Raw genomic sequence first — 12,827 nt, forward strand, 5'->3', positions numbered from 1 at the left:
CCTCCCCTGCCTCCCCTGCTCCCCTGCTCTCCATCTCTACAGGAGGTTCGCTATGCCAATCTATGTTTACTGGGGTGAGGATGATTTTGCTATGGAACAAGCGATCGCTTCTTTGCGCGATCGCGTCCTCGATCCCCTATGGATAAGTTTTAACTATACTTTATTCTCTCCCGATTTAGCTGACGCTGCAATCCAGGCGTTAAATCAAGTCTTGACACCAACTTTTGGAGCTGGTGGCCGTTTGGTGTGGTTAAGCAATACTACTCTATGCCAGCATTGTTCTGACAACGTATTAGCAGAACTTACAAGAACTCTACCAGTCATTCCAGAAAACTCATTTTTATTGCTCACCACCCGTAATAAACCCGACGAACGCCTAAAATCTACAAAATTATTGAAACAATTCGCCAGTGAATTCCGCGAATTTCCTCTTATCCCACCCTGGAAGACAGAATTGCTAGTTCAAGCTGTCAATCAAGCTGCTCAAACTGTAGGATTAAAACTGACTCCCAAGACTGCCCAAATGTTGGCAGAAGCTGTAGGTAATGATACACGCCTACTCTATAACGAGATAGAGAAACTACGTCTCTATACAGCAGGCAGCCATAAACCTCTAGACGTAGAAACAGTTAGTAAATTAGTAAGAAATACTACACAAAATAGTTTACAATTATCAGCAGCCATTAGAACAGGAGATACGGCTAAAGCTTTAAATATTTTGGCCGATCTCATGAATGCTTCCGAACCTGGGTTACGGATTGTCGCTACTCTCATTGGCCAATTTCGCACTTGGTTATGGGTCAAAATTGTTATGGAAGGTGGCGAACGGAATCCACAGGCGATCGCCCAAGCTGCTGAAATCGGTAATCCCAAGCGTGTCTATTTTTTACAGCAAGAAGTAAAATTTCTTTCTGTACAGCAGCTAATCTCTTGCTTACCCTTGCTACTGGAGTTAGAAGTGAGTCTGAAACAAGGAGCCACAGAAATGTCAGTGCTGCAAACAAAAGTGATAGAACTGTGTCAAGTATGCCGACAAAACTCGTAATCCAATTAAAATTTTCCTCCATAGGGGTCTTCTGGAACTTCTCGCTCTTAAAATAATTCAAAGTCTTTAACAAATCTCTACTGTAGTTCTGTGTCGCAAACGTTATGAAGAAAATTTCTGATTTAATTTTCCGAAATAGTCTGCCAACTATGCTTTCTCGAACATTATTTTTCGGTGCTTTGACTACTAGTAGTTTAATCGTCGGCACTTTAACTTTTCATTCCAAAGCTGACGCTCAAAGTCCCCCAATTAACAATACTGAAATCACTAGTTACGCTCAAGCAGTGTTAGCAATGGAGCCATCACGTCAACAAGCTTTTGAAGAAATTAAGCAACTGGTTGGTAATCAAGAAGTTCCCAAAATTGTTTGTAACGACCCCAACAGTATGAATAATCTGCCACGCAAGGCTAGAGATATCGCAGTCAATTACTGTAATCGCTCGCAAAAAATAGTCGAAGATAATGGTCTAAGCATCGATCGTTTCAACGGCATTACTGTAGAGATCCAAAATAACAATAATTTAAAACGACAAGTATATAATACATTAATCCGTTTGCAAAATCCTGACTCTCAATAGATAAGATTGTAAGAAAATTGAAGAAAGTTTATACATTTTCCTTGAGTAAATTTTATGGAAAAGAATAGTTATTTATTACAATATTTTATCTATTGCATAGATGCGTAGCAATAGAACATGCTTTGAGGTAATTTATAATTTATTTTTGCCAGCCATTGCGTTTATTGAGAAGTAAGCTTTGCGTCAGCTTAGATGCAAAGGTACGTTTGTAAAATGTTTTTGTGTTGCAAAGCACAACCCGTTAGACGTTCTCTTACTCCTAATCCCAAGCTGACATTTTGACTAAATTTTTAATGACACGCACGATAGGTACGCTTTGAATGGGACTACGAAAAGATACAAACCAAATGCATCTGTAGTCATAATTTTGAAACACTATTTGATGCGTTATATACTTACTAAAGCATCCTCACCTTATCATAAGAATTAGGATGTTATTAGGGCATTGAGGACGATGAAGCTGAATAGCCAACTGAAATCGGTATTTGTTCAACCTCTGAGCAGCATGATACTGGGTATGATAACTACAATTGTCATATCACCATTAGCGTTAGCAGTTAATGGAAAAGTTTCTTTGCATGTGTCCGAACAGTCAGTACAACAATCACAGAAGATAGCACAGTTTTCAGGTTCAGATACACCAGAGCGATCGCGGCTTTTGCAAGAAGCCAATGCTTTGTACAATCAAAGAGATTACAAAGGTGCAGAAGAAAACCTCCGCAAATTCCTGAAAAAGTTCCCAAAAGATGCTTTTGGACATTTTCAGTTAGGAAACGTGCTGTTTCGTCAAAGCAAACCAGAAGCAGCAATTAGTTCCTACCAAGAAGCGATTCGCTTGAACTCAAAATATGCTCTAGCTTACAATGCGATCGGTGTTGTTTACGCTAGCCAAGATCGCTGGCAAGAAGCGATTACTGAATATAGGAAATCTTTAGAAATTAATCCCGATTATGGCGATGCGCTAACTAATTTAGGACAAGCATTGTGGCAAACAAATAAACGCGATGAGGCGAAAGCTACTTTAGAAAAAGCTTTAAATATCTTCAAAGCCCAAAGTAGAAATGAAAAAGTTTACCAAGTCCAACAGATTTTACAACAGATGAAAACTTTAGACGATCCTAGCGTTTCATAATTATAAAATCGAAATGTATTAGCTTGGCTGCAAAAAAATTATAGCTGCCTTTTCAAATGAAAAGAAAAATTAATGGGGTAAACGATTAGAATTAAGCTTTAGATAGATCCCTGGTTAAAGCCTATGAGTTCCCTATCGGCATTAACTTTACCTGACCACACTCAGTTACCAGACTCAGATGGTAAATTTGTGGAGAATTTTCTGGAGCATCCCCAAAGCATTTTAATTACAGATTCTATTAAACCTCTTCTCGAACAACGCCACCCTGATGGTCAATATTGTATTGGACAAGATTCTGGTATCTACTGGCGATTGACTGACCCTTTAGAGAAGGGCGCTGAAGCACCTGATTGGTTTTATGTACCGTAATGTACCGCCGACTCTTGATGGTAAAATGCGGCGTTCTTATGTGCTGTGGAAGGAGTATGTCGCACCTTTGATTGTGCTGGAATTTGTGTCTGGAGATGGTTCAGAAGAACGCGATAAAACACCGCCTTCTCAAGGTGAAGATGGGAATGTTGGTAAGTTTTGGGTTTACGAGCAAGCAATTCGAGTTCCTTATTACGGTATTTATGAAGTAGCAAAAGCACAGGTTGAGGTATATCACTTAATTGATAATACTTATGAACTGATGCCACCCAATGACCGAGGACATTATCCAATTGCTCCTTTATGGGTAGAGTTAGGAATTTGGGAAGGATTGTATCAAAATGCAGAGTTACCTTGGTTGCGGTGGTGGGATACACAAGGAAATTTACTGTTAACAGGTTACGAACGCGCTGACGTTGAGCGAGAAAAACGAGAGAGAATTGTAGAGAAGTTGCGATCGCTCTCTACCGAACAACTCAATGCTTTAGGAATCGATCCAGCAATGTTAGATTAGGGTAATAATGCTTTAGCAGTCTTTATTATGGATATAGCAGCATGACTGCTCAAATTAGCGATCGAGTTTTTTATCAAGAGCAAGAATTTAGCATTACGGCTATTAATGGCAGTGGATTATACAATCCTCAGCAAGATGGAATTTCTCCTACTAGTTTTTCAACAGCTTGTTACCGAGGCTACGTTTGTATTTATAAAGTATTTGAAGAATATCTTTACTTAAAACAGCTAAATATTGGGTTGAAATTAAAAGATAGATTAACTGCTAAGTATGGGAAAGGTTTAAGATTATTTGATATCAATCCAAAATATAATAACTACGACTCTTCTGTGGTCTATGAAGAAATAAATAAACTTATTTATTTTAGTGGAGGATTATTACTGGGTAAAGACTTTATCGGGGAAATGTATGTTCATTTAGGACATCATCCAGCTTACAAGTTCCAAGAAGTGTATGAGTTGATTTTTGCAGAAGGAAAACTAGCTAAAAGCACGGATATTTCCCAGAAAATAGCTGAATTTCGTGGTGCGATCGCTACTCATGAATCTCAATCAATTATTGAAAAATTAATTACAGAAACAAAGTATAAAGATGAGTTTCAAAAGTGGACGCAAAATAATCTGGCATTAAATTATAAGATGTGACTAACTTTCTCAGCTTCTAAATATTCTTCCGGGGATACATAGCGTCCACTTTGGCTAATGACCATCTTAGTGTCTCAATGTCTTAGTGGTTTTATCAAATATTTTAACTAAAAAAGCAAATTTAATGAGCAACAGCACCACCCGTCGCTTTCACTTTTTTGAAGAATAATATAGCAAGCCCACTGAGTAATAAAGCAATTCCAATAAAATAGAAACAATCATTAAAAGCCATTACATAAGCTTCGCGACGAACAATATTATCTATGGCTTTAATAGCTTGGTCATTAGCTGTACTCAAATCTGCTCCTCGACTGACAAAATACTGTGTCATTTGGTCAATTCGCTGTTGAGTTTGTGGGTCAAATAGAGATACTCCTTCACCCAATCTATTTGAATGAAACTGCTCTCTATTAGTTAATAAAGTTGCTAAAGATGCAATTCCTATAGAACCGCCCATATTCCGCATCATATTAAATAAACCACTTGCCGAACCTGCTTCTTTCGGACTCAACCCAGCAGTGGCGATAGAAGTCAATGGAACCATAATCAACGGTTGTCCCATTGCTCGCACAAGTTGCGACCACCGCAATTGATCTAACCCCGTTTCGTAAGTCATGCTAGAGTTCATAAATGCACTTACGGCAAATAAAGTCACGCCGATCGCAACCATAAAACGCACATCAATGCGTTGCATTATTTTGGGAAGGAAAGGAATAATAAATAGTTGGGGAATGCCTGCCCAAATTAGTACTTCACCGATTTGCAATGCATTGTATTTTTGAATTTGGGCAAGATATAACGGTAAAATATAAATCGAACCGTATAATCCTACCCCTAGTGAGACATTCACAATACTGGCTAAACCAAAATTACGTTTAAGTACAAGTCGCAAATTAATAAATGGTTGTTTGCGAGTTAATTCTATAAAGAAAAATATTGCGAGAAAAATTACTGCTATTACACTTAAGCGCACAATCAAAGCTGAACCAAACCAATCTTTGCGGCTACCTTCTTCTAAGACAACTTGCAGGGAACCTAAGCCAATCGCCATTGAAATAATTCCCCACCAGTCACCCTGTTTTAGTAAATTAATTTGGGGTCGTTCTTGCTTAATGCCGTACCAAACACCAGATAGCATAAAAATTCCTGGTATGACATTAATATAAAAGCTGTACTCCCAACCAAAGTTTTCTGTTAACCAACCTCCTAAAGTCGGGCCGATAGATGGTGCAAAAACTGCGCTAATAGCAAATGCGGCTAGTCCAACTGATTGTTGAGCTGGAGGCAAAGTTGTCAGTACTATTGTCATAGCAGAGGGAATTAAAACTCCGCCACAAAAGCCTTGTAAAGCACGAAAAACAATCATAGCATTGAGATTCCATGCCCAAGCGCAGCATATAGAAAAAAAGATAAATAAGACAGTGTTAACTAATAAGTAAAGTCGCAGAGAAAACACCCGCGACAACCATCCTGTTAAAGGTATTACTATAATTTCTGCTACGAGATAGGCAGTAGAAATCCAAGAACCTTCTTCTAAAGTTGCTCCTAAACTTGCTTGAATATCTTGTAATGAAGAATTGGTTATTTGAATATCTAGTACTGCCATAAATGCACCGAGCATACTAGCTAATACACCAATCCAGGTTCTTAAGGGTACGCCAGTTGATGGTTCAGTAGGATTTTTCCCCTGCTGATGAATTGCATTATCAGCCATTGTATTGCTCCAGCAATTTTAATTTTTAGAAAAATTAAATCAATAATAATCAGAGTTATCTATGATTATTTATCTTACACTTTTTACTATTCCCTTTTGCTCGTAGATGGGAAGGACTATTTTAGTTAAAGCAGGTAGTTGTCTGTAAAAAATCACAGAACCTATAATACAAGCAATACCATCAATAATTAATGTATTAGCAGCACCAATATGACTAGCTACGACACCTCCCATTAAATTACCTAATGGGATCATACCTAAAAATGACATTGTATATAAGCTCATCAATCTGCCACGCTTGTCTTCTTCAACAATTGTTTGTAAAAATGTGTTACTAGAAGCGATTTGCAGAATTGTGCCTAAGCCAACAAAGAGCATTGCGAACAAAGAAAGCGGTAAAAACTTAGATAAAGAAAAGCCAATTAGACCGACTCCTAAAATTGTTGGAGCTAAAGCAATTAGTTTACCAACTCCTAATATTGTTTGTCGCGTTGCTAAATAAATTCCACCTGATAATGCTCCCACTCCTGATGCGGCCATCAAAAATCCTAAAGTTTCGGCTCCACCCTTGAGGATATCTTCTGCAAAAATTGGAACGAGAATAGTATTTTGCAATCCCATCAAACTGACTAAAGTTGATAGCAATAAGATGGCTCGAATTGGTGGAAAGCTAAAGGCATACACGAAACCTTCTCGGACTTGCTGTAAAGGATTACCCCTAGCAACTGAAAATCTCCAAGGTTTAACTTTCATCGCCAATAAAGCAGCAATGACGGCAATGTAGCTTAAACCATCTATTAAGAAACAGTAGGCAGCTCCAACTCTGGCAATTAGTAAGCCTCCGATCGCCGGGCCAATTAGTCGCGCACCGTTAATCATAGTTGAGTTGATGGCGATCGCATTGGCTAAATCTTCTCTGCGTTCAACGAGTTCTGGCACAAATGCTTGGCGTGCTGGTGCATCTAAGGCGTTAATAAATCCTTGAAACAAACTTAAAGCGATGATGTGCCAAATTTGAATTACACCAGTTAGCGCCAATACTGCCAATGCTAACGACTGAATCATCGCCATTATTTGCGTACCGATTAAAGTACGATAGCGAGAAAAGCGATCTACAAAAACTCCGCCGAAGGGCGCTAAAAAGAAGCTAGGAATTTGACTGGTAAATCCAACAACACCCAACATTAAAGGGGAGTTGGTTAAGCTATAAACTAGCCAAATCGTTGCAAGTTGTGTCATCCACGTCCCAATTAGGGAAATACCTTGTCCGGCAAAAAATAGGCGGTAGTTTTTTGACCTTAATGCTGGTAGTAATTGCGTTTTCTGAGTGCCTTCGCTAGTCATACAAGGTTTACTTTATACCAATATGCTTTTATAGATATCATCCGACTTCAACTAAAAACCCCTCTCCGTAGGTGGAGAGAGATGTCATATTAATTCTGACTTTTCACGGGAAATCCTCAAACCCTCGTTAAGGCTGGGGGTAGGGTGTAGGGTGTAGTGAAAACAAGAAAGCCGGACTACACCCCACACCCTCGTTCATGCGTCCACATATCGTGAAAAGCTAGAACAGTCAATTTGGTGCTACTTGACTTCCACAGCAACTTCCGCAGACATCCCAGGAGTAATCCGCGATTCATATCCTTGAATGCTCTTTTGGTCTAAAAGAATTTTTACTGGGATGCGCTGTACGATTTTGGTAAAGTTACCCGTGGCGTTATCTGGTGGCAATAGTGCAAACTGAGCGCCGGAAGCTGGCGAAATACTGTCAACACGACCGCTAAAAGTGTGATGGGGAAAAGCATCCAGCTTGATTTCTACTGGTTCTCCTGGCTTCATGTTTTCTAATTGGGTTTCTTTAAAGTTCGCAACTACCCATTTCTCGTCATCGACGATCGCCATTAATGGTGTTCCTGCTTGTACTCGGTTGCCAATTTCCACGTTTTTATTACCTACGCGTCCGGCACTGGGAGCGGTAACATTAGTGTAGGAAAGTTGTAACTGAGCATCTTTGAGCGATGCTTCTGCTTGCGCGATCGCCGCTTTTGCCGCTTCGTACTGACTGCGTTTTGCTGTAGTATCTTGTCCGCCAGCGGTAGCTTGTTGCAATCCACCTCTAGATGCTGCCAGTTTAGCTTGAGCGCTGGTTACTCCTTCTTGGGCTTGGGCTAGTACAGATTGGGCTTTAGCTACACCAACATTGGCAGAGGCTAACTGAGCTTGTGCTTGCTGTACTCCTTGAACAGCGGCATTCTTTTGAGCGACAGCCACATCATAAGCTGCTCTGGCTGTATCCAACTGCTGACGAGCAATTGCACCTTGTTGATACAGCTGATTGTAGCGATTGTAATCTGCTTGTGCTTTTTGCAAATTGGCATCTGCTTGCGCTACTTGGGCTTGGGCGGCGGGAATACCTGCTTGGGCTTGCTTGACTTGAGCTTGGGCGGCGGGAATACCTGCTTGGGCTTCTCTGACTGCTGCTTGTGCTGTGGAAATGGCAGCTACGGCACTGTTCACATCCCCCTGTGCCTGAGTTGTCTTACCAGTGGTTGTTTCTGAAGCTAAGGCAATATTTGCTTGTGCTGCTTGCGCCTGACCGCGAGCATTTGCTAGAGCAGCAATTGCCTGTTGTACCTTACTTTGATAGTCTCGTGGATCTAGTTCTACTAAAAGCTGTCCCGGTTGTACTAGCTGGTTATCATTTACCAATACTTTATCGATTGTTCCGGGAATCCGGCTACTAACTTGGTGAACGTTACCCGCAACTGTGGCATTGTCTGTTTGCTGATGAGTAGAAGCATATTGCCAGTAGCGATAACCAAAAGTACCTGCGACGATCGCACCTACACCCGCTACTGCTGCAATCAAGGCAATCGGTTTTTTCTTCTTTGGCGTAACCTTTTTCTCTGCTTCTGGCTCCTGATGTACATCGGTTTCAGGCGCTTCTGGAGTCACAATCGGCGCTTCTACCTTTGCAGATGTCTCTGGAGTAACAGCTTCTAAAGTATCTGGATCGGTAATCAGTTCTTTTTCTAAAACTATTGTGTTGCGTTTGCGTCCATTAAGACTGTTAGCACTCATGATTGTTAGCTCCCTTGCCACATGATTTAAAAAATAAAAGTTTATTTCGGGTACGTAATATTCACTTACATGTATTTACTTGTCATTTATTTTGTACACTTAGTATTATCGTAAAAAAAACTTAACAATACCTCACCCAGTAGGGTGATTATAAGACTGTCTCAAGGCAGTTTTTGATAGAAGAAAGGCAGGAGGCAGGAGGCAGCTATGCTGAAGGAAGAAAGGGTACAAACCTCGATGCCACTTGCTATATGCCGGGAAACCCGTCCACCGCAGTGGCTCCCCCTTGTAGGCGAAAAAATAGGAATATTCTTTTCGAGATGCGCAGTATGAGAAAAGATGCGTCCATTATCAAACCTCTCTCCTTCATGCAGGGCTGTTTCATTCCCTAAAAGACCTTTATTTACAAGCGTATCAGCTAAAAAAATCAGGTCGTTGAATAATCTAATTGGGTCGAAAACCAAGCGATCGCACTTAAATTTAGTGGTTAAAGCAGTAATTTTGCAATTACCAACTACCTCAAATTTTTGGCTGATACTCTTGACAAAATCGTTATCTGAACGAATGAAACAGCCCTGCTCCTTCATGGGAGGGGTTTACCTTCTGCCTCCTGCCCTCTGCCTCCTGCCTTCCCGCCCTTGGCGGGTTTATGGTAAAGTTTAAAACCCAGGATAAAAATCTTCTTTTACTCAGCACTCAGCACTCAGCACTCAGAACTCAGCACTCAGCACTCAAAACTCAGCACTCAGCACTCAGAACTCAGCACTCACTTAAGACAAGTTAGCGATCGCCTGATTCAACATTTGAGAAAAGAGTTCGCGGTCAGCAAAGGGAATGCCTTCCATGGCGCGATCGCGTACTTCAGCTGCGATTGGGGGCAATACCGATTCTAATTCTTTGCCTGCATCTGTGAGCCATATGCGCCAGATGCGGCGATCGTGAGAGTCGCGTTCTCGACGCACCAAGCCCCGTTCTTCCATACGGTCTAGTACGCCCGTTAAAGTTCCTCCCACTTGCTGGAGTTTGTCCCCAATACTAGAAGTAGGTAAACCATCTTCTTGCCACAAGCAGCATAATACCAACCAGTGAAATGGTGTCAATCCAAACGGTTCTAATCTCTCAGTAAACTTGCGACTGATTAGTTGTGATAGCAATTTAATTCGGTAGCCCAGATTGTGTGGTGCTAAATTTTGCTGCCACGACTCTAAAGTTGGAGAATAATTGGATTGAGCAACCATTTTCAAAAAATACTTCGTGTGCGTACTATTAATTATAAGCTAGATATACCTGTTTAACAACAGTTTTGTCTATCTACCTTGAGGAAGAACTTGAATTAACTGGTAGTTTTGCACCGTACCGAGAATGCGGTAAGACCTGGAGAATCGAGGAATCTGTTTCGTCTCGATCCAAGCATAGCTGAAAGCTGGCACTTGGGAAACCGTATCTAGCTGTTTGCCATGAATTGGGGTGTAGAAGTTGAGCAATACAGAGTTTTTTCCACCAACTTCCACAAAATAGACAGGATGAGTTTGGAGAATTGAGGCGATCGCTTTTTGTTGAAAAAAAGCTTTATATAAAGGATTGTAGTCGCTTAACAAACCTAAATGACCAGCTACAGCCAAAGCTAGCCAACAGGGAATCAACCAACCAGCTAGCCAGTAACGAGCTGTGAGAAACTTGAGATTAAAGTGGTAACGAGCAATCCATATCAAAGGCAAAATTAACCAGCCTAAACCAACAATCAAGCTGACGATTGCAAACTTACTGATATCTGCATCATCCCAGGCAAAAATAACTACAGCTGCTAACAAAAGTAAAATACCTAAAACACCGCAGGCATAACTCAGATTTCGGGCAATATTTTGCTTTGTTAATCCTAACTGGTAAATTCTACCCAACCAGTCCAAACCAACTGCGGCCAGCATTGCGATAAAGGGGTACAATCCAAGACTATAGTGGCCCAGACGAGTTGAAAAAAGACTCAGTTCGACAAACATTACAAGCGGAAAGCCAACTAATAATAAATGGTAGCGAGGAACATGGCGACGAAATCCTAAAAATAAACCTAAAAGTCCGAAAAAAGCCCAAGGGAAAGAATTTACAGGAATATTCCAGACATAGAACAGTATGCTAGATGGATAACGAGGTTCAGAATTTTGCCGTACAACAAACCGGAATAATTCTTCAAAACTACCGTTTCCGTAGCGCAGCCAATTCAACCACAACCAACTGAAGGTAGGAATTAAACCGACAACAAACCCTAAATACAAAAGAGGGTTAGCAAGATGACGATGACGGCGATGTTCGCCGATTAAATAAGGTAATAAAGCGATAATTGGCACAAAAATCATAAAGCTTCTGACTAAGAAGCCCAAACCCAAACTTATACCAGCAATCAAACTCCAAATATAGCGATACTGAGGATGTAATTCTGCTTTTAATAAAGACCAAATAGCTAAAAGTACTAAAAAAATCATCGGTACATCAGGTGTACCTAATCGGCAATATTGTAACCAAAGAAACTCTACACTTAAAATTGCCGCAGCTAGCCAAGCTAATTTTTTACTCAGAATAATTTGGCCAATTTCATATACCAATAATAATGCCAAAATGCCAGCGATCGCGCTAGGAATTCGCACGCTAAATTCGCTCACACCGAATAGCTTATAAGCAATAGCAATTAACCAATAAGGGCCAGGCGTTTTATGATGGACATTCCCCCAAGGAGCAATCCAATCACCAGAGTCAAACATCCGACGCGATCGCCAAGCATAAAGCCCTTCATCGTGTGCCATTAAGCTATTCTGTCCAGAACTGAATAGTAATAATGGAAGTAGCCAAAGTAACAAACTTACATAGGGAAATATTCTGGCAAAGCGGATTTGTCGCCAGATAGGCTGCAAAGAGTGTAGTCTATACAACATTGAATTAATAGTTATTGAATGCTGCTATGTGGAATGATTTATGTATTTTTTATTAAAATATATTAAAAAGTGCTTGTCCCAAATAATACCTGAAATGGCGACAACTTTGTAAAAAATTTCACCAAAACCGAGATTTATGATGCTAAGACCGAATCAACGCCAAAAATTAGATGATACAGACGACAAACTGTTTTATGCTTATCCTCGTTTTGTCACCCATGTTGATGAGGGATTTATTCAACAGCTAACAGATTTATACAGAGAACGACTCCAACCCAATACACGCATCCTTGATATGATGAGCAGTTGGGTTTCGCATTTACCAGAAGAAATGCAGTTTGCCCATGTAGAGGGACACGGACTCAATGCTGAAGAGTTGGCACGCAATCCTCGCTTAGATCGTTACTTTGTGCAAAATCTCAACGGAAATCCGCAACTACCACTACCAGATGGAGATTTTGATGCCGTTCTCAATTGCGTTTCAGTGCAGTACATCCAATATCCAGAGGCAGTTTTTTCGGAAATTCATCGCATCCTCAAACCCGGTGGTGTTGCAATTATCAGCTTTTCCAACCGCATGTTTTTTGAAAAAGCAATTCAAGCTTGGCGGGAAGCTTCGGAAGCAGCAAGAGTGGAATTAGTTAAAAGCTACTTTGCCTCAGTACCAGGATTTACTACCCCAGAAATCATTGCCCGAAAGTCAACAGCCCCGAATATTTTACAGTGGTTGGGTGCGCCTGGAGGAGATCCATTTTATGCCGTGGTAGCTTACAAAGAAAGGTAGGGGAGCTGGGGAAGATGAGGGAGTAGGGGGAGTAGGGGGAGC

The 12,827-nt window shown here is 40.7% G+C and carries 11 protein-coding genes and 1 pseudogene; 6 read left to right on the forward strand and 6 right to left on the reverse strand.

Annotated elements, in window-relative coordinates; genetic code table 11:
* Positions 1–52: 52 nt before the first annotated feature.
* From holA to I8752_RS20185, 5 genes and pseudogenes are all read left to right on the forward strand, one after another.
* A complete protein-coding gene (holA, locus tag I8752_RS20165) occupies positions 53–1,045 on the forward strand; it encodes a DNA polymerase III subunit delta (RefSeq protein ID WP_214434075.1) in 993 nt (330 codons plus the stop codon).
* A gap of 104 nt (positions 1,046–1,149) precedes the next feature.
* The gene (locus I8752_RS20170) at positions 1,150–1,623 is read left to right on the forward strand and encodes a DUF4168 domain-containing protein (protein WP_214434076.1); all 474 of its coding nucleotides are present in this window, start codon (positions 1,150–1,152) and stop codon (positions 1,621–1,623) included.
* Between the two features lie 454 nt (positions 1,624–2,077).
* A complete protein-coding gene (locus tag I8752_RS20175) occupies positions 2,078–2,755 on the forward strand; it encodes a tetratricopeptide repeat protein (protein WP_214434077.1) in 678 nt (225 codons plus the stop codon).
* A 123-nt stretch (positions 2,756–2,878) separates the two neighbouring features.
* Positions 2,879–3,638: pseudogene (locus I8752_RS20180) on the forward strand (Uma2 family endonuclease).
* A 41-nt stretch (positions 3,639–3,679) separates the two neighbouring features.
* Positions 3,680–4,282 carry a hypothetical protein gene (locus I8752_RS20185; protein ID WP_214434078.1) on the forward strand — a complete coding sequence of 201 codons (603 nt, stop codon included), beginning with the start codon at positions 3,680–3,682 and terminating at the stop codon, positions 4,280–4,282.
* 121 nt (positions 4,283–4,403) lie between these two features.
* Here I8752_RS20185 and I8752_RS20190 read toward each other — a convergent pair whose 3' ends face one another.
* The 6 genes from I8752_RS20190 to I8752_RS20215 all read right to left on the reverse strand — a co-directional run bounded on the left by I8752_RS20190 (position 4,404) and on the right by I8752_RS20215 (position 12,001).
* Complete coding sequence (locus tag I8752_RS20190; RefSeq protein WP_214434079.1) at positions 4,404–5,996, reverse strand: DHA2 family efflux MFS transporter permease subunit; 1,593 nt, start codon at positions 5,994–5,996, stop codon at positions 4,404–4,406.
* Between the two features lie 69 nt (positions 5,997–6,065).
* Entirely contained in the window at positions 6,066–7,340 is a 1,275-nt protein-coding gene (locus I8752_RS20195) for an MFS transporter (protein ID WP_214434080.1), read from the reverse strand.
* 240 nt (positions 7,341–7,580) lie between these two features.
* Entirely contained in the window at positions 7,581–9,077 is a 1,497-nt protein-coding gene (locus tag I8752_RS20200; protein ID WP_214434081.1) for an HlyD family secretion protein, read from the reverse strand.
* Positions 9,078–9,238: 161 nt separating this feature from the next.
* Positions 9,239–9,664, reverse strand: a complete 426-nt coding sequence (locus I8752_RS20205; protein WP_214434082.1) for a hypothetical protein — start codon at positions 9,662–9,664, stop codon at positions 9,239–9,241.
* Between the two features lie 183 nt (positions 9,665–9,847).
* On the reverse strand, positions 9,848–10,315 hold the full coding sequence (locus tag I8752_RS20210; protein ID WP_214434083.1) for a MarR family winged helix-turn-helix transcriptional regulator: 468 nt from the start codon (positions 10,313–10,315) through the stop codon (positions 9,848–9,850).
* Between the two features lie 69 nt (positions 10,316–10,384).
* Complete coding sequence (locus tag I8752_RS20215) at positions 10,385–12,001, reverse strand: ArnT family glycosyltransferase (RefSeq protein WP_214434084.1); 1,617 nt, start codon at positions 11,999–12,001, stop codon at positions 10,385–10,387.
* Between the two features lie 136 nt (positions 12,002–12,137).
* On the opposite strand from I8752_RS20215, the gene I8752_RS20220 reads away from it, so the two are divergent.
* Entirely contained in the window at positions 12,138–12,785 is a 648-nt protein-coding gene (locus I8752_RS20220) for a class I SAM-dependent methyltransferase (protein ID WP_214434085.1), read from the forward strand.
* The last annotated feature ends 42 nt before the right edge of the window (positions 12,786–12,827 follow it).

The sequence above is a fragment of the Dendronalium phyllosphericum CENA369 genome (genome assembly GCF_016056275.1).
Lineage (GTDB): Bacteria > Cyanobacteriota > Cyanobacteriia > Cyanobacteriales > Nostocaceae > Dendronalium > Dendronalium phyllosphericum.